Here is a 17522-nt window from a genome sequence, read left to right as displayed (position 1 = left end):
AGCCAAAGCCAACAGCCATACACATTCGTGTACATTCGTACACTTTGGTACACATTCGTGTACTTTGGTGCATTTTCATGTCATTTCCACCGCCATATGCAAAACGCGCCGACCGTGCGGATCGGGCCCGTGGGGTCGGGTGGATTCCGCATGGTCGGCGCGCGTCGGATTATTCCGGCCGGCTGGCCGGTCGATTAGCCAACCGGCGTCAGCCATCAGCCAATCGGCCGTTCAGCCAGCCAACCAATCAGTCGGTCAGCGTGAACTGGCTGTTGTAGATGTCGGCGTAAAAGCCGGACTTCGCGAGCAGCTCCTCGTGGGTGCCACGTTCGACGATGTCGCCGCCGTTCATCACCAGAATCATGTCGGCGTCGCGGATGGTGGACAGACGGTGCGCGATCACGAAGCTCGTGCGACCGACCGTCAGCGCGTCCATGGCCTTCTGAATCAGCTCTTCGGTGCGCGTATCGACCGAAGAGGTGGCCTCGTCGAGGATCAGGATCGGGGCGTCCTCAACCATGGCGCGGGCGATGGTGAGCAGCTGCTTCTGGCCCTGCGAAAGCGATGCCTTGTCATCAAGCACGGTGTCGTAGCCGTTCGGCAGCGACATGATGTAGCGGTGCAGGCCGACGGCCTTGCAGGCGTTGACAATCTGCTCATCGGTGACGCCCGGCTTGGAGTATGCGATGTTTTCACGCACTGTTCCACGGAACACCCACGTGTCCTGCAGCACCATGGAGAACTGGTCGTGCACGTTCCAGCGCGGCACGGACTTGGTGTCCACGCCGTCGATCGAAATCGTGCCGCCGGAAATCTCGTAGAAGCGCATAAGCAGGTTCACCATGGTGGTCTTGCCGGCACCGGTCGGACCGACGATAGCCACCTTCTGGCCAGCCTTCACCGAAGCCGAGAAGTCATGGATAATCGTCTTGTCCGGATCATAGCCGAACCGCACGTGGCTGAATTCCACGTCGCCGCGCACCGGCTGTGGCTTGCCGTCCGCGCCGACGCCGAGCAGCACCTGCTTGCCGGATTCGTCAGCCATCTCCGGCTCCTCAAGGAAGCCGAACACGCGCTCGGATGCGGCGGCGCAACGCTGCAGGTTCTGGAAGGCCTGGGCGAACTGCGACAGCGGCTGGGTGAACAGGCGGATGTACATCATGAACGCCACGATCACGCCGAATTCGATCTTGCCGTCCATGGCGAGCGCCGCACCCACCACGCACACGACCACGTAGCCGAAGTTGCCGATGAAGTTCATGAGCGGCATCATCAGGCCGGAAAGGAACTGGCTCTTCCAGCCGGAGACGTACAGGTCGTTGTTGTACTTCTCGAAGCGACGGATGGCGTCGGCCTCGCCGCAGTACGACTTGACCACGGTGTGGCCGGCGTACATTTCCTCGACATGGCCGTTCACGTCACCCAGGGCGATCTGCTGCTGGGCGAAGTATTTCTGCGAGACCTTCATGATCAGGCCCATCACGATCAGGCCGAGCAGCGAGGCGCCGACCGCGCACAGCGTCATGATGACGTTGTTGTAGAACATCATGATCAGCGCGCCGAAGAACAGCGTGACGGAGGTGATGAGCGAGCCGAGCGACTGGCCGAGCGTCTGGCCGATGGCGTCCACGTCGTTGGTGATGCGGCTAAGCACGTCGCCGTAGCTGACCTTGTCGAAGTACTTGAGCGGCAGCTTGTTGATCTTCACGCTGATCGCCTCACGCAGCTGCTGCGCGGTGCGCTGCGTCACGTTCGCCATGATCCAGCTTTGCACGTAGCAGAGCACGGCGTAGCCCACGTACAGCGCGACCAGCAGCCATGCGATGCGGTTCACCGCGTCGAAATCAATCGAACGCAGCACCGGCCTGCCGTGCACGAGGGCCGGCAGGCCCTTGGTGATCTCGTTGGTCATGTCCTTGAGCTTGTCCGGACCGACGATCTGGCAGACCGTGCCGGCTGCGCCGAGCACCAGCGCGAAGATCATGGCCGGAATGTAGTGGCGGCAGAAACGCGCCAGTTTCTTCATCACGCCGCCGAAATCCTGCGGCTTTTCAACAGGTCCGCGTCTGCGACCGTGCCCCATGCCACCTGCCATGTCAGCGGCCTCCCTTCAGTTCGTCCTCGCTGAGCTGCGACTGCGCGATCTGGCGGTACACATCGCAGTTATCCAGCAGTTCCTCGTGTGTTCCCTGTCCGACCACTTTGCCGTCGTCGAGCACGACGATGCGGTCGGCGTTCATGATTGTGCCGATGCGCTGGGCGACGATCAGTTTGGTGGAGTCCTTCGCTTCCCTTGCGAGCGCGTCCCTTACCGCACGGTCGGTTTTGAAGTCGAGCGCGGAGAAGGAGTCGTCGAAGATGAGGATTTCCGGATGGCGGTAGACGGCGCGTGCGATGGAGAGGCGCTGCTTCTGGCCTCCGGACACGTTGGAGCCGCCTTGTGCGATGGCGGATTCGTAGGTTTTGTCCTTCTTCTCCACGAATTCGGTGGCTTGGGCCACGTCGCAGGCCTTGCGCACGTCGGCCATCTGTTCGGCGGTGAGCGCGCGGCTTGATTCGGCTGCGAGCAACTCGCTCTCGCGTTTACGTCCGGCCGCGGTGGAGGTGTCGGCCATTTCGACCGTGTTGTCGGGTGCGCCCGGCTGGTCGCCGTAGCTTACATTGGAGGCGATGGTGCCTTTGAACAGGAACGACTGCTGCGGCACGTAGCCGATCTTGTCGCGCAGGGCCTTGAGCGTGTAATCGCGCACGTTCACGCCGTCGACGAGTACTTCACCCTGCGTGGTGTCGTAGAAGCGCGGCACCAGGTTGATGAGCGAGGATTTGCCGGAGCCGGTGGAGCCGATGAACGCCACCGTCTCGCCCTTCTTGGCGGTGAACGTGATGCCTTGGAGCATGGCCTCGCGTGAATCCGGGTAGGTGAAGCTCACGTTGCGGAATTCGATCTCGCCTTCTTTGCCGGGCTCGCCTTCGGTGTGCGTACCGTCGGTGACGAGCGGATCGGTATCGATGACCTCAAGCACACGCTGCGCGGACACGTCGGCACGCGGCCAGAGCACGAACACCATGCTCATGAGCAGGAAGCTCATGATGACCTGCACGGAGTAGCTGGAGAACACCACCATGTTGGAGAAGGTGGTGAGCTTGTCGGTCAGCTCGGCGGCGTCGATCAGGTAGGCTCCGATCCAGTACACGGCGAGCATGAGGCCGTTCATGATGGTGTTCATGAGCGGCATCATGATGGCCATGGCGCGGTTGGTGAACAGCTGGGTATCGGTGAGTTCCTTGTTGGCCTTGGTGAACTTGGCTTCCTGGTAGTCCTCGGCGTTGTAGGCGCGCACCACGCGCAGGCCGGTGAGGTTCTCGCGGGCCACAAGGTTGATGTTGTCGGTCAGGCGCTGCATGGCCTTGAACTTCGGCATGACGAAATGCATGATTACGGCGATGGCCACCAGCAGGATGGCCACGGCGATGCCGGTGGCGAGCGTCCAGTCGAATCCCTTGCCGGCGATCTTGCACACGGCCCATACGGCCATAATCGGCGATTTGACGATCATCATCAGACCCATGGTGATGAACATCTGGATCTGCGTGATGTCGTTGGTGGACCTGGTGATGAGCGATGCGGTGGAGAATCGGCTCATTTCAGCCGGTCCGAAGCTTTCCACCTTGCGGAATTCGAGCGAGCGCAGGCGCTGGCTGAACGAGGCGCCGACGCGGGCTGCGATGTAGCCGGTGACGATGGCGCAGGCGGCGGAGCCGAGCGAGACGAGCAGCATTTTGCCGCCGGCCACCCAGATGTCGTGCATCTTGCTGCCGGGGGTTTCCACGAGCGTGGTGATGTCGGACATGTAATCCGGCAGGGTCAGGTCGAGCCAGATCTGCCCGACGATGCTGACCAGCGCTATGAGCATCTGGCCTATCTCCGCTTTGGAGAGGTATCGCATGATGCGAAGCATGTATTGGTTCCTTCTCTTATTTGTTTTCTGTATGCGATTTGCGATTGTCGGCGAAGCTACTATCGACGATTACTTTACATCGTAAATTACTTACGATGTGAGATATTACGCTTCTTCCTGTGTGTTTCCTGAGAACGCCTCGGCGACCTGTTCCGGCGTGGGCCGCGGCTTGCCGGGCATGCACAGCGTCATGTACGTGGTGAATTCGGTGGTGAGGTCGATGAATTCGCGCGTCCTGCGCTCCCCCATCTGCGAAAAGATCCAGCAGATCGCGTCGCGCATGCTCTCACGCTGCCGGTGCGCGCGTTCCTCACCCGTTTCAGTGAGACGGATATGCACACTGCGTCGGTCATCCGGGTCCGGTTCGCGCACGATCTGGCCCTTTTTCTCAAGTCCGGCAAGCAGCGTGGAGACACGTCCGGTGGTGGCGCCCATGGCCTGCGCGATCTGGGATGGCGTCATCGGCCCCTTGATATACAGCTGCTGCACGACGAACGGCTCACCTTTGGCGCCACGCAGCATCTCCCGCTGCATCTTGGATCGATTATCCCAGGTGACATGCACCAGCCGTTCAAATGCTTCCTGCTCGAACCCCAATGAGCGTCCTCCTTTACACCGTAGACGTCCGTAAACAACCGCCTACGATAGCTTACGGTGTAAACAATTATTTGGAGGAATCAAACTATTGAACCGTCAGCGTGAGCGGGAACCGCCGAATACGGAACGATTCAGCACGTCGAGCTCGCCCTGGGTAAGGTCGAGCGCGGTGGCGGCGAAGGAATCGTTGATCTCGTGTGGATTGCGGGCGCTGGGGATGGTGAACAGCTTGCCGTATTGCGCAAGTTCCCACGCCAACGTCACGCGCTGGTAGGAGCAGTCATGAGCGGTTGCGACCTCGCGGAACGTATCGTAGGCATGCTGGTCGAACGCGTCGAGGAAGCCACCGAGCGGACTCCAGCAGACGAAGGCCAGGCCGAGTTCGGCGCAATGCTCCATCGTATGTTCCGGATCGGGGTGTGAAGGCGAGAACTGGTTCTGCACGGCAACCAGACCATCACCCAGAATGCTGCGTGCGATGTCGATCTGCTCGTTGTCCACGCGGGAAATGCCGGCATATCGGATCACACCCTCGTCCAACAGCTGCTTGAGCGCACCCACCTGATCCTCGTAGGGAACCGCAGGGTCCGGGCCGTGCGAGTAGAGCAGGTCAAGCGCGTCCACGCCGAGGTGCACGGCTGATTCCTTGGCATCACGGATCATGGTCTCCGGGCGCGAATCGGCCATCCAGCCGTATCGGCTGCCGGCGGCCTGCAGGTGCTGGCGTTCCTGCGCGTCCGCATCCCGAGTGTCCGATTCTGGAGAATCGGACATCCGAACACCACTCGACACCTTCTGGATGTCCGATTCTCCAGAATCGGACACACTGGCGTCAGGAGCCGGAGCTTCCATCGTGCGACGGTAGCCGGTCTTCGTGGCTACCAGCACCTCGCCACGCGGGCCATCCCACGTGCGCAACGCGTCTCGCACCAGTCTCTCGCCGTATCCCAAATCCTCCGGGGTTCCGGTTCCCGGTTGGCTCGGCAGATAGTACGACCATGCGGTGTCCAAGTAACGCACGCCCGCATCGAGACCGGCATGGATCGTCTTGATCGCAGTATCGCGGTCCGGCCGTCCTTCGATGGCGAGCGCCATCGTGCCCATGCCAAGCCTTGGAATCCTGAACCCCGCCAATTCGCTCTCATTCCGTGCAATCGCCATAACCGTCTTCCTCCCCGTCGTCATCGTATCCGCCACCCATTCTTGCACACATGCGGCAGCCGGCAGCATCAGCGCACAGGCTTATCCCGCCACTGCATCCAATTCATCAATCGCATGCTCAAAACGAGAGCCCATAACTGCTACCTCCTCACCCGTTGCGGAAGCTGATCAATGGCACAGGCCATACCCAATGGCGTCTGATACGGGTCAGTGGCGTCTACGGCCGGTTCCAGAAGCTGGAGAATGTTCAAAATCGCAAACAGGGAATCCGTTCTCACGGCTTTGCCGCTTTCAACGTTGCGCACCGTATTGATGCTCACCCCCGCCCTTTGCGCCACATCGGCAAGTGTGAGATTCAACAGTTTCCGCTGAATCGTGGCATGCTCCCCCAAGACACGGAGCGAACGCCTCACTTTCGTCGGAACATACTTCATATTCGCACCCCATCTTGTCTGCAAACTTTTATTGTCATTATTCTGATAATCAACTCTCGTAAGAATTATAATAGCGATAATTATTTGGGACCGGCAGCATATATTGGCCCTATATGAAAACATACGTGCGCGCTTGGCTTGTCGGGCGGGTGCGAGAGGATGAGGACACAACCGAACGGGAGCCGAAAGGCTGAGAGGGAGCTCGACGAGCTTCGACCGAGGACTTGATGCGGGTAATGCCGCCGTAAGGAGACGGGTTGTTCGCGCCGCCAAGGCGCATCTCAATCTTCCGTTCGCGATAACCGAATATCGCGTGATTAGGGTCACGGAGGGGCGCACCACCTCACAGGGTACGGTTCCTTCGGCGACCCTTTTTTCGTACCGACCCCGAGTGTCCGGTTCGGCAGAAACGGACATGTGGAAGCCGCAAACAGATGCTTGTATGTCCGATTCGGCAGAAACGGACACACGTGCATCCCGAAAGGCACTTCGTGTGTCCGATTCTGGAGAAACGGACACACAGAGGACCAAAACCGGCGTGCAGATGTCCGATTCTGCAGAATCGGACACTCAAGGGGCCATAGACAGTGCCGCAGGCACAGAAGGGAACACCGCACATGATCATCAACGGCAAGGAAGAGAACGTCGCCACGCCCATCACCGTGGCCGAGCTGATCGAAAGCAAGGGGCTGCGCGCCGACCGCGTGGCCGTGGAGCTCAACGGCGAGATCGTGCCCCGCACCAAGCGCGCGCAGACGCAGCTCAAGGGCACCGACACCCTGGAAATCGTCACCTTCGTGCAGGGCGGCTGAGCGGCACTGCGATTCAGCGATTCAGCAATCCGCCAAATCGGCCCGGACGCGGCTGCATGCACAACATGCACAACATGCACAACACACGTGACGCATGTGACGCACGTCCGGCGAACGTAGGCACGCGACGCGCAGCACGCCGCAATCGCACGCACAGCAACGCAAGCCAACAACACCCAGCACATCAACGAACGGAAGAATAACCATCATGACCTTTGAACCCACTGCAACACCGGAACAGATCAACGCCCGCCAGCAGGCATTCGACAACCTGCCCGACCCCACCACGCTGGTCAGCCGCGAGGAAATCCGCGCGGCCTTGCTCGACCGCCACACCGCCGCCACGCAGGACAAGCTCGACGCCGCGCACGTGGCCATCTGCGGCCTCGGCGGTCTCGGCTCCACCATCGCGGTGGCCCTGACCCGCATCGGCGTCGGTCATCTGCACCTCATCGACTTCGACCGCGTGGACATGACCAACCTGAACCGTCAGCAGTACTTCCTCAAGGACCTCGGCCAGTACAAGACCGAGGCGCTGCGCTCCAACCTGCGCCAGATCAACCCGTTCACCGAAATCACCATCGACACCGTCAAGGTGACCGACGAGAACGTGCCGACGCTGTTCGAGAACGAGGACATCATCTGCGAGGCGTTCGACGTGCCGGAGAACAAGACGATGCTCGTCAACGCGGTGCTGGAGAACCTGCCGGACAAGAAGCTCGTGAGCGCTTCGGGCATGGCCGGATTCCGCAGCTCCAATCTGGTGAGCACACGCCGCGTCTCGAAAAACTTCTACTTCTGCGGCGACGGCGAGACCGCACCGGTGCCGGGTGCCGGTCTGATGGCGCCGCGCGTGGGCGTGGTCGCCTGCCATGAGGCGAACATGATCACCCGTCTGATCCTCGGCGAAGAGGACGCATAAGGCCGCAAGGCACAAGGCATGCGGGGCCGGTGCGCAGCGGAAAATGCTACGTTACTCCACTACGCACCGGCCCCGCCACACTAGTCCCTGCGCACCGATCACAACGCAATATCCACCGTGCATCAATCGCGGCCACCGCAAGAAAACAGCGAAAACCGCGTAATTCCAACGAAAGGAACCGACTATGAGCACTGAACACACCATCACTACCGCGGAGAAGGACGTCGCCGCCGCGCCGAACGCCACGCTCGACGAGCTGGTCGGCACCACCACGAACACCGCCATCCTGCCGGAGCCGGACGCACACGCCTACGACGAGATCGCCACCGGCGACGCCGATCCGCTCATCCTCGGCGGCCACAAGTTCACCAGCCGCTTCATCCTCGGTTCCGGCCGCTACGACCTGAACCTCATCAAAGCCACCATCGAGAACGCCGGCACGCAGATCGTCACCATGGCGTTGCGCCGCTGCCGCACCACCGAAAACAACCTGCTCGACTACATCCCCAAGGGCATCACCATGCTGCCGAACACGTCCGGCGCGCGCAATGCCGAAGAGGCAGTGCGTATCGCGCGTCTGGCCCGCGAGGTGTGCCAGACGGACTTCGTCAAGGTGGAGATCGAACACGAGGCGAAGTACCTGCTGCCCGACAACGAAGAGACCATCAAGGCCACGAAGCAACTGGCCAAGGAGGGTTTCGTGGTCATGCCGTACATGTTCCCGGACCCAATCGCGGCGAAGCGTCTTGAGGATGCGGGCGCTGCGTGCGTGATGCCGCTTGGCGCGATGATCGGCTCGAACAAGGGCCTGCGCGCACGCGACTTCATCGAGGTGATCATCAAGAACTCCAACGTTCCGGTAATCATCGACGCTGGTATCGGCCGTCCGAGCCAGGCCGCCGAGGCTATGGAAATGGGCGCGGACGCAGTGATGGCGTACACGGCCATCGCCTCCGCCGGCAACATTCCGCTGATGGCGCGCGCGTTCAAGAACGCGATCGCGGCCGGCCGTGAGGCGTATCTGTCCGGTCTGGGCAAGGTGACGGAGGACCACGCCGTGCCGTCCAGCCCGACGAACGAGGCCGATTACATCGGCTGATCGGCTACGATTCGACAAAGGGTCGGTGGGAGACTTACGGTTTCCCACCGACCCTTTGTCATCTTGCGTCGCGTTGCATCGCGCAACCACGCTATTTGCGCGGCCTACTTGCGCGAGACCGCCTTCGAATCGCCTTTCTTGGAACGCTCGCTCAGCAGGCAGTATCCGCCGAACACCACCAGCCAGACCACGCCGGCAATCGCGGAACCGCGCGTATCGGCCGAAAGAAACAGCGTCACGTACACGAATACGAAGAACGCGATCGCAATCCAATCCGTCACCTTCCATGCCGGCATCAGGAAGCCGTCCGCAATGAAGTCGGAGCTCTTGCGATAACCGCGATGCGCGAACATCGTAAGCACGTAGATGAAAATCACCACGGCGCTGGCGGCGGAGGAGAACAGCACGAACGCGCTGTTGACACCGGGAATCATGTTGATGATCGGGGACAGCAGCACCATGCAGCCGGAGACCACGATTGCCTTGGCCGGCACCTTGCGGTCGGACACTTCGGCCAGTCGCGCCATGGCCGGAACGTCGGAATCCTGCGCCAGCTGGTACAGGTGGCGGCCCGCCGAATACAGCAGCGAGTTGAGCGACGATGCGGCGGCGGTGATCACCACGAAGAACACCAGCGCGGCGGCCCAGTCAAGACCCGCATACTTGAAGACCATGATGAACGGGGACGGGTAGGAGCCATCGGAGTTCGGCTTGAAGTTGCGCCATGGCACAATCGCCATGATGGCGACCAGCGCGCCCACGTAGAAAATCAGAATACGCATGATGATCTCGTTGATGGCCTTCGGCAGCACCTTGCGCGGATTCTGCGTTTCGGAGACGGTCACGCCCACGAATTCGATGAGCAGATAGGCGAAGAACACCATCTGGAAGCTCATGAAGAAGCTCATCCAGCCGTTCGGCGCGATGGAGAAACCGTCGACAAGGTTCTTCAACGAAACGGAAGCGCCCGGAATGGTGCCGTCCACACCGTCGATGGTGGTGGCCGGGTAGTGGAAGCCGATGACCAGCATGACCACGGCCGTGACGATAAGGCCGACGATCAGCGTGATCTTGATCATCGAGAACCAGAACTCCGCTTCGCCGAACACTTTGACGGCGATGAGGTTGATGGCGGTGAGCACCACCAGGAAGCACAGTTCGATCAGCCATTTCCACGCATGGAGTTCTATACCGAACATACGGAAGAACGTGACGAAATAGGTGCTGACCGCCGTAATCTCGGTCATACCGGTCAGGATGAGCACGATCCAGTACGTCCAGCCCGCGAACTTGCCCCACGCACGGCCGAGGTAACGCCCGATGAAGTTGATGAAGGTGTGCTGGCTCGGGTCGCGGTACATCATTTCACCGATGGCGCGCATGAGCAGGAACATGATCAGGCCGACGCCGACGTATACGAAGATGATGCTGGGGCCCGTCAGGGCGATGGATTTGCCGGAGCCGAGGAACAGGCCCGTGCCGATGGTGCCGCCGATGGCAATGAATTGCACATGGCGATTCGTCAGGCCACGGGACATTTCGTTGTCTTCGTCGAGGCTTTCGACGGATTTGATCTGCGACTGCGCGTTGCCAGTCGCGCCGGTTTTTCCGGTTTGCGTATTCCCAAAAGTCATAATGCTCACACCCTACCGCGAGAACCGCACAATAAACTTCATTGTTCGTAACGCGAAAGAAACCCGCATCCCCTCGTACGTTTATCTCTGAAATGTCTGGTTCCCGAACAGAAATAAGGCGTCAACCGGACGTTCAGGCAAAGCGCTCAGGCAAGCATTGAAGAAACACGTGCCATTCCCAAATATCCCCTATAGCAGACAGCCCAACATCCATAAGACGCCTGCAGGCAGATATCATCCCAATGGTGGATTGGAAACGATTTATGTAAATCGTGGGTTAGGCTTTATGTAAATCATGGGTTAGACTTTATGCAAATCATGGGTTAGACTTTATGTAAATCGTGGGTTAGACTTTATGCAAATCAACGAATAGCTGCTTCAAAACCCTTGCAGGAGGCGCAAAATGCTTCATCGAACGCTCAGCGACAAACTGCTGCATCTTGCCCAGCAATTTCCGGTCGTTTCCGTCACCGGCCCAAGGCAAAGCGGAAAATCCACACTCGTCCGAAACGTCTTTCCCGATTATCGCTACGTTTCCCTCGAAGACACGGATATGCGCGCGGTAGCCCAAGATGATCCACGCTCATTCCTCGCCCGCTTCGACAACAAGGTCATCCTCGACGAAGTGCAGCGGGTCCCCGAATTGTTCTCATATATGCAGGGGGTAATAGACAACGCGAATATGCCCGGACAGTACATACTTTCCGGTTCGCAGAATTTTCTGCTCATGAAAAGCATTTCCCAGTCGCTCGCAGGTCGCGTGGCAATCCTCCACCTGCTTCCGCTTTCCTATAACGAGCTTTCAGGCACGGACTTCGAGCCGACGGCCATGAGCGACTTCCTGTTCCGTGGCGGATATCCCCGGCTTAACGTCATTGGCATCGCGCCCGAAGACTTCTTCCCAAACTACATCCGCACCTACATCGACCGTGACGTGCGCGCCGAACTGGGCATACGGAAAGTATCGTCCTTCAACACATTTCTCACGGTATGCGCCACACGGATCGGCGAAGTGCTGAATATCGAAAGCCTTGCCAACGACTGCGATATCAGCGTCGATACGGCCCGTAACTGGATGTCCATCCTCGAATCAAGCTTCATTGCATTTCGTCTACACCCTTACCACAAGAATTTCGGGAAACGCCTGATCAAAGCCCCGAAACTGTATTTCTACGACACTGGACTGGCAGCTAATCTACTAGGCATCGAAACCGCCGAACAGCTTGCAGAAAGCCAATACCGTGGCAATCTTTACGAGAATGCGGTCGCGGTCGAAATCATCAAACGCTATCAGGCGCTTGGAAAAGAACCGAGGCTGTTCTTTTGGCGGGACAGCAACAAAAAAGAGGTTGATTTCATCCTCGAGAAAGGCGGCAAGCCCCTGTATGCGATCGAAGTCAAATCGTCCGCCACATACCGGCCAAGCGCTTTCGAGAATCTGGAAGACCTCGCGCCGATTATGGGTGTGGAGACGGATCATCGCTTCGTCGTCTACGGGGGTGATGAGTCCTTCCCCACCAAACATGGGACAGTACTGGACTTCGGCAGCCTCGGCGATCTGGTCGCCTGATCACATCGCATCCGCGTTATATGCACCGGGCTTAACCCCAGCCAGCCCGTCACGCAGGGACATTAGGCTGATGGCATGACGCAAGAGCTCGTTTCATTGACCATCATCATGGCGGTGGCGGCCGTCAGCCCGATCGTGGCGCAGCTGATCCCAGGAAAATTCATTCCGCAGACCGTGCTGCTGCTCGCCGCCGGAGCCGCGCTCGGTCCATACGGTTTTGGCGTGGTGCAGGTGAACGACGCTGTGAAACTCCTGAGCGAGCTCGGCATGGCATTCCTGTTCCTGCTCGCCGGCTATGAGATCAATCCGAAGCGTCTTGCCGGGCATCAAGGCAAGGTCGGCCTCATCACATGGGTGGTCACGCTGGGCCTTGCATGGCTGGTCGTGACGTTCATCCCGTTCTTCTCCAAACAGGGCATCAACGGCATCGCCACAGTCATCGCGCTCACCACCACCGCGCTCGGCACGCTCATGCCGATCCTCAAGGAACGCAGCCTCGAGGGAACCCCCATCGGCGACGCGATCATCTCTTACGGAACATGGGGCGAACTCGGTCCGATCATCGCCATGGCCATACTGCTGTCCACCCGTACCGGATGGCAGACCATGCTCGTACTCGGCACGTTCCTCGCCATCTGCCTGCTGTGCGCGACCCTGCCTGCGAAGGCGCTCAAAACCGGCCATCGCCTGTACCATTTCCTTACGGAAAACGCGAACACGTCATCGCAGACCCTGATGCGGCTGACCACGTTCCTGCTCATCTTCCTCGTCACCATCTCCGCGCTGTTTGACCTTGACGCGGTGCTCGGCGCGTTCGCCGCGGGCTTCATCCTGCGCTACATCATCCCCGACGGCAGCCAATCGCTGGAAATGAAACTGGAAGGCGTCGGCTACGGATTCCTCATTCCCGTCTTCTTCGTGGTATCGGGAGCGGCGATCGACGTGCGCGCCGTCGCCGGGCGGCCCGCGCTGCTCGTCGCGTTCATCGTCATGCTCATGCTGATCCGCGCGGTGCCGGTGTACATCGCCATGTCAATCGACAAACGCAGCAACCCGATGTCGTCGCACCACCGCGTCACCGTCGCGCTGTATTGCACGACCGCGCTGCCGATCATCGTCGCCGTCACATCGCTGGCGGTGAAGGTCGGCACCATGCAAAGCGACACCGCGTCGACGCTCGTCGCGGCCGGTGCGATCACGGTGTTCCTGATGCCGCTGCTCGGCTCAATCACGTATCAGGTGGCCGACGTGCACCCGGTCACCGCGGTCCGGGAGATCGCGCACACGCCGTCCGATTGGCGTGAGATCGTGCACGAGCATGCGCAGATACGCACGCTGCTGCACCATCAGGATCGGCTCAAGCGCTTGGCGGAGACGTTGGACGTGCTGGAAGCGCATGGGCATGGCGACGAGCACCGGGCCGCGCTTGTGGAGCGCGCCCGACATGAGATCGACCGGCAGCTGAAGGAGCTTGGCCTGGACCCGCATCTCACCACGCAGCTGCCGCACAACTACCGCTATCCGAAGAATTAAGGTGCCGGCTACTCCACGGACTTGAGCGAGCCGATCGGGTCGATGCGGTCAAGCACCGGATTGACGAACAGTTGCACCAGCAGCGCGAACGCCATGGTCACCGCGGCCGCGACCACGTAGCTCAGCGGCTTGACCTCCACCTCGAAATACAGCGAAGGCATGTTGAGCGCCATGGTCAACAGGCCGCCCACGAATCGGCCGAGCGGCAGACCCAGCGCCACCCCCATGACGGTGAGAATCATCATCTCGCGATTCACGTAATGGTGCACTTCACGGTCGAAGAAGCCAAGCACCTTGAGCGTGGCCATCTCGCGCACGCGTTCGGACACGTTCGTATTGGCGAGCGTGAACAGCACCACCAGCGCGAGCCCGCCGGCGAGCGCCACGATCAGCGCCACCACCGCGCCCATGAGGTCGAATTTGAAGCTGTCGGCCATGTGCGCGCAACTCACGGTCTTCATCACCGCATCGTCTTTTTCCAGCGATTGCGCGTAGGCGGTTTGCGAGGCGTCGGTTCCGGAGAGTTTGGCGAGCATGGCGTTCCAGGCCAGCGCCGTGGAATCCTGAGTGTCCGATTCTGCAGAAACAGACACGTGGGACCCGGTTTTCGTACTTTGAATGTCCGATTCTGGAGAATCGGACACGTAGGTACCGGTTTGGGTCGTCTGTTTGTCCGATTCTGCAGAATCGGACATTCTTGATGCGGAAGAACCGGCAGATTCGGCAGATTCGGAGGATTTGGAGTTCGTGACGGACGTATCGGATACGAAGGTTTTGCCGAACAGTTTGGTGTAGTAGGCTTCGCTCACGTACACGTCCGAGCCGATGAGATTGCGATTCACCGCGGCCACTTTCGCGACGGCCTGCACGCCATCGCCGTTGGTCAGCCGCACTTTGCTTCCTGCGGTGACGCCGAACGCGTTCGCCGCCGACTGCGCCACAATCACGCCGTCGTCATCCAATTTCAGGGAACCGGCCTTGCCTGCCTCGGAAGAGCCCAGCATCCCGGTTCTCACCGGTTGCAACGTGACCATCGCACCCAAATCGGACAGCCGCTTTTCCGGCACCGTGATCAGCTGGATGCTTGCGCTGCCGCCGTTCGAGCTGCCGCCATTCGAATCGCCGGCTTTCCTTCCGGCATCGTCCGATTTTCCGGCACTCCCCTTTCCAACGGCCATATCACCCGATTCGACGCGCACGTCGAGCGATGACGTGACGCGCCCGTCCGAAGCGACTTTGGCGCGCATCTCGTCCGCGTCCGAATCGCCGGAAACCACCATCAGGTCGTATTGGTAGATGTCGCGGTATTGCTTGATTCCAAGGTCGGCGACGGTGTCATTGATGGCGAGGCCGCAGACGATAAGCGCGGTGCAGCCGGCCACGCCGCCGACCGTCATGATCAGACGCGACTTGAAACGGAAGATGTTGCGCGCGGTCACTTTGCCGAGGAAGCTCATGCGATTCCAAATCGGCCGAATCCGTTCCAGCAGAATGCGCGAGCCGGCACGTGGCGCTTTCGGCCGCATCAGTTCGGCGGGCGTCAGACGCATCTCCCGCACGCACGCGTAGATGGTGGCGGCGAGCACGCCGACCACAAACAGCGCGACGCCGAGCGAACCGTACAGCCAGTCGTATTCCAGATGCACGCCGGGCATCACGTACATGCCCTCCAATACGACCAGCAGGAACGCCGGAATGCCGAGGAAGCCCGCGAGCAGGCCGAGTCCACCGCCGATGAGACAGGCGAGCACCGCGAACAGCAGGTAGCGCGACGCCACCACGAGGCGCCCGTAGCCGAGCCCCACGTAGGTGCCGATGAGCGAGCGGTCCTCCTCGACCATGCGCGCCATGGCGGTCAGGCTCATCATCACGGCCACTATCAGGAATACGATCGGGAACGCGTTGCCGAGCGACTGGATGGAGTCGAGGTCGGATTTGAGCGCACTGAATCCGCCGAGCGACTGCCGGTCCTGCACGTACCACCGCACTTGCGGAACACTGTTCTTCAGCTCGTTCTCCTTGGTTTTCAGCGTTCGCTCGGTTTTCGCCCGCTGTTCGTCCAATTGCGATTGCGCCTGGTCGAGCTGCTGTTTGGCCTGCGTCAGTTCGGGGCTTGCCGCGATTGCTGTTTCACGCATTGTTTCACGCATGGCGTCGGTGAGATTGGCGGCTGCGGCGCCCGCCTGCATGTCGACGATGCGGTCGAGTTGCTGGTTGAACCGCTCGCGATTGGCGTCGATGCGCGACTGCGCCTCGGCGAACTGCTTGTCGGCTTTCGCACGTGCGTCGGCGATCCGCTTTTCGCCCGCGTCGAGCAGCTCCTGGCGGCGGGCCTTCTGCCGGTCGGTTTTCACGGTGCCGTCGATGCGGTCGACCACTTTCCCGACGGTGTCTTCGTACGATTCGCCGAACGTGTCTTCGGCCGCGGCGTCTTTGACAAGAAGGGTAGCGGACGTGTAGAGGGTACCGGTCACGCCATCGGAGGGAGCAAAGAACGTGTAGTCGGTGGTGGCGGTGGAGCGGAACGAGGTCATGGCGGAGTAGCCGTCCGGATTGCTCAGGTTCCGCGGATCAAGCACCACGCCCACAATGGTGAGCCTGGTCGGAAAGCTCGGCGCCGCGTCGGCTTCGGAGGCTCCGCCCGTTTCGTCCGCGACCGCGATGGTCTCAGCGCCACTTTGAGTGTCCGATTCTGGGGAATCGGACATCTGAACACCGTTTTTTGCCTCATGAATGTCCGATTCTGGGGAAACGGACACACAAGCATCCGATTGGGCACCACGTTTGTCCGATTCTGGGGAATCGGACATCCAGGCGATGTTTTTGCCGGTTTGTTTGTCCGATTCTGCAGAATCGGACACTTGGGTATCCGAGGAGGAGGGCTCGGCGGCTTCGGGGGCTACGGTGAGGTGGCTGCCGATTTTCTTGCCGGAGTCGAGCATGAATTTTCGGGTCACCGCGATTTCGCCGGCTTTCCTCGGCAGGCGTCCTTCCTGCACGTACGGCTGGTCGATGCCATCCGTTCCGATTTCCTGCATGGTCGCCGATTTGCCGCCGTCCAAATCGAACGTCACGTCCTGCGACCGTTCCGGCTGCACCTTCTCGACGCCGTCGACGGCACGCATCGCGGCGATATCGTCATCCGTCAGTCCCGCGGTGGACAGCACCTGAATGTCGTGCAGGCCTTGGGCGTCGAAGAACCGATCAGTACCGCGGAACGCGTCCCGGCAACCTGCGTATATGCCGGTGAGCACGGCCACGCCCAGCAGGGTGATCATGGCGATCGAAACGAATCTTTTCCACGAATGCGCCCACATACGCAACATGTCTTTGACGAACGCCATCACGGCCTCCCTCATACGACCACATACAACCCACATGCCCCACACGCAGCCACCGCAACACCGCAACACCGCAACACCGCAGCCGGCCCGCGCATGGTCCCATCTCCATTGAACACCATAAAACCGGAGAAGCAAGGCCGCAGCGGCGCCGAATCGCCTAGAATCGCCCGAAACCATACAAATCCGTCCAAGCCTAATCTGTATCAGCCCAAACCACACCACGCGCAATGCACCAACAACCGCCAACCATCCCAGCTCCGCGGTCCCGCCAACCACCACAACACCAAGCCGCAATCGAAATTCCCCCGAGCCCGCCTATGCCAACCAAACCATCCCATCCAAAACCAGGCAAAACCAGCCCGCCCAAAGCGGACATCGCACTGTTCCGCGCATCGCATGACATTACAATCAAAAGCAGTCCCCACGAAGGACGAATCGCAAGCAAAAAGAGAAGAGG

12 protein-coding genes are annotated in these 17522 nt (G+C 60.1%); 5 read left to right on the top strand and 7 right to left on the bottom strand.

Going from position 1 to position 17522, the window contains the following annotated elements; genetic code table 11:
* Positions 1-247: 247 nt before the first annotated feature.
* From AC1ATL_RS00725 to AC1ATL_RS00705, 5 genes are all read right to left on the bottom strand, one after another.
* Entirely contained in the window at positions 248-2095 is a 1848-nt protein-coding gene (locus AC1ATL_RS00725) for an ABC transporter ATP-binding protein (protein ID WP_476567734.1), read from the bottom strand.
* 1 nt (position 2096) lies between these two features.
* Complete coding sequence (locus AC1ATL_RS00720) at positions 2097-3959, bottom strand: ABC transporter ATP-binding protein (protein ID WP_476567732.1); 1863 nt, start codon at positions 3957-3959, stop codon at positions 2097-2099.
* 105 nt (positions 3960-4064) lie between these two features.
* Positions 4065-4556: a MarR family winged helix-turn-helix transcriptional regulator gene (locus AC1ATL_RS00715; RefSeq protein WP_432624468.1), complete on the bottom strand. Its 492-nt coding sequence runs from the start codon at positions 4554-4556 to the stop codon at positions 4065-4067.
* A 96-nt stretch (positions 4557-4652) separates the two neighbouring features.
* Positions 4653-5717, bottom strand: a complete 1065-nt coding sequence (locus AC1ATL_RS00710; protein ID WP_476567729.1) for an aldo/keto reductase — start codon at positions 5715-5717, stop codon at positions 4653-4655.
* A gap of 140 nt (positions 5718-5857) precedes the next feature.
* Positions 5858-6151: a helix-turn-helix domain-containing protein gene (locus tag AC1ATL_RS00705; protein ID WP_169080743.1), complete on the bottom strand. Its 294-nt coding sequence runs from the start codon at positions 6149-6151 to the stop codon at positions 5858-5860.
* 617 nt (positions 6152-6768) lie between these two features.
* Between AC1ATL_RS00705 and thiS the strand changes: the two genes are divergently transcribed.
* The 3 genes from thiS to AC1ATL_RS00690 all read left to right on the top strand — a co-directional run bounded on the left by thiS (position 6769) and on the right by AC1ATL_RS00690 (position 8984).
* Positions 6769-6963 (top strand): sulfur carrier protein ThiS, encoded by a 195-nt coding sequence (gene thiS, locus AC1ATL_RS00700; protein WP_432624452.1) that lies wholly within the window; start codon positions 6769-6771, stop codon positions 6961-6963.
* Positions 6964-7171: 208 nt separating this feature from the next.
* Positions 7172-7885 carry a sulfur carrier protein ThiS adenylyltransferase ThiF gene (gene thiF, locus AC1ATL_RS00695; RefSeq protein WP_432624447.1) on the top strand — a complete coding sequence of 238 codons (714 nt, stop codon included), beginning with the start codon at positions 7172-7174 and terminating at the stop codon, positions 7883-7885.
* 184 nt (positions 7886-8069) lie between these two features.
* Positions 8070-8984: a thiazole synthase gene (locus tag AC1ATL_RS00690; RefSeq protein ID WP_432624448.1), complete on the top strand. Its 915-nt coding sequence runs from the start codon at positions 8070-8072 to the stop codon at positions 8982-8984.
* Between the two features lie 104 nt (positions 8985-9088).
* Here the strand turns inward: AC1ATL_RS00690 and AC1ATL_RS00685 are convergent, their stop codons facing one another.
* Entirely contained in the window at positions 9089-10618 is a 1530-nt protein-coding gene (locus tag AC1ATL_RS00685; protein ID WP_476567726.1) for an amino acid permease, read from the bottom strand.
* Positions 10619-11021: 403 nt separating this feature from the next.
* Between AC1ATL_RS00685 and AC1ATL_RS00680 the strand changes: the two genes are divergently transcribed.
* Together AC1ATL_RS00680 and AC1ATL_RS00675 are read left to right on the top strand one after the other, a co-directional pair.
* Entirely contained in the window at positions 11022-12188 is a 1167-nt protein-coding gene (locus tag AC1ATL_RS00680; protein ID WP_476567724.1) for an ATP-binding protein, read from the top strand.
* A gap of 75 nt (positions 12189-12263) precedes the next feature.
* Positions 12264-13721 (top strand): cation:proton antiporter, encoded by a 1458-nt coding sequence (locus AC1ATL_RS00675; protein WP_432624451.1) that lies wholly within the window; start codon positions 12264-12266, stop codon positions 13719-13721.
* Positions 13722-13729: 8 nt separating this feature from the next.
* Here AC1ATL_RS00675 and AC1ATL_RS00670 read toward each other — a convergent pair whose 3' ends face one another.
* Positions 13730-17065: an ABC transporter permease gene (locus AC1ATL_RS00670; protein ID WP_476567722.1), complete on the bottom strand. Its 3336-nt coding sequence runs from the start codon at positions 17063-17065 to the stop codon at positions 13730-13732.
* Positions 17066-17522 lie beyond the last annotated feature (457 nt).

Source organism: Bifidobacterium sp. LH_743 (assembly GCF_056355775.1).
The sequence above is the reverse complement of the archived record's forward strand: the minus strand, read 5'-3'. Positions and strand labels throughout refer to the sequence as shown.

Excerpts from the sequence above, each read along its gene's own strand:
- AC1ATL_RS00725 (WP_476567734.1), bottom strand. The coding sequence starts at position 2,095 with ATGGCAGGTGGCATGGGGCACGGTCGCAGACGCGGACCTGTTGAAAAG.
- AC1ATL_RS00720 (WP_476567732.1), bottom strand. The coding sequence starts at position 3,959 with ATGCTTCGCATCATGCGATACCTCTCCAAAGCGGAGATAGGCCAGATG.
- AC1ATL_RS00710 (WP_476567729.1), bottom strand. The coding sequence starts at position 5,717 with ATGGCGATTGCACGGAATGAGAGCGAATTGGCGGGGTTCAGGATTCCA.
- AC1ATL_RS00705 (WP_169080743.1), bottom strand. The coding sequence starts at position 6,151 with ATGAAGTATGTTCCGACGAAAGTGAGGCGTTCGCTCCGTGTCTTGGGG.
- thiS (WP_432624452.1), top strand. The coding sequence starts at position 6,769 with ATGATCATCAACGGCAAGGAAGAGAACGTCGCCACGCCCATCACCGTG.
- thiF (WP_432624447.1), top strand. The coding sequence starts at position 7,172 with ATGACCTTTGAACCCACTGCAACACCGGAACAGATCAACGCCCGCCAG.
- AC1ATL_RS00690 (WP_432624448.1), top strand. The coding sequence starts at position 8,070 with ATGAGCACTGAACACACCATCACTACCGCGGAGAAGGACGTCGCCGCC.
- AC1ATL_RS00685 (WP_476567726.1), bottom strand. The coding sequence starts at position 10,618 with ATGACTTTTGGGAATACGCAAACCGGAAAAACCGGCGCGACTGGCAAC.
- AC1ATL_RS00680 (WP_476567724.1), top strand. The coding sequence starts at position 11,022 with ATGCTTCATCGAACGCTCAGCGACAAACTGCTGCATCTTGCCCAGCAA.
- AC1ATL_RS00675 (WP_432624451.1), top strand. The coding sequence starts at position 12,264 with ATGACGCAAGAGCTCGTTTCATTGACCATCATCATGGCGGTGGCGGCC.
- AC1ATL_RS00670 (WP_476567722.1), bottom strand. The coding sequence starts at position 17,065 with ATGGCGTTCGTCAAAGACATGTTGCGTATGTGGGCGCATTCGTGGAAA.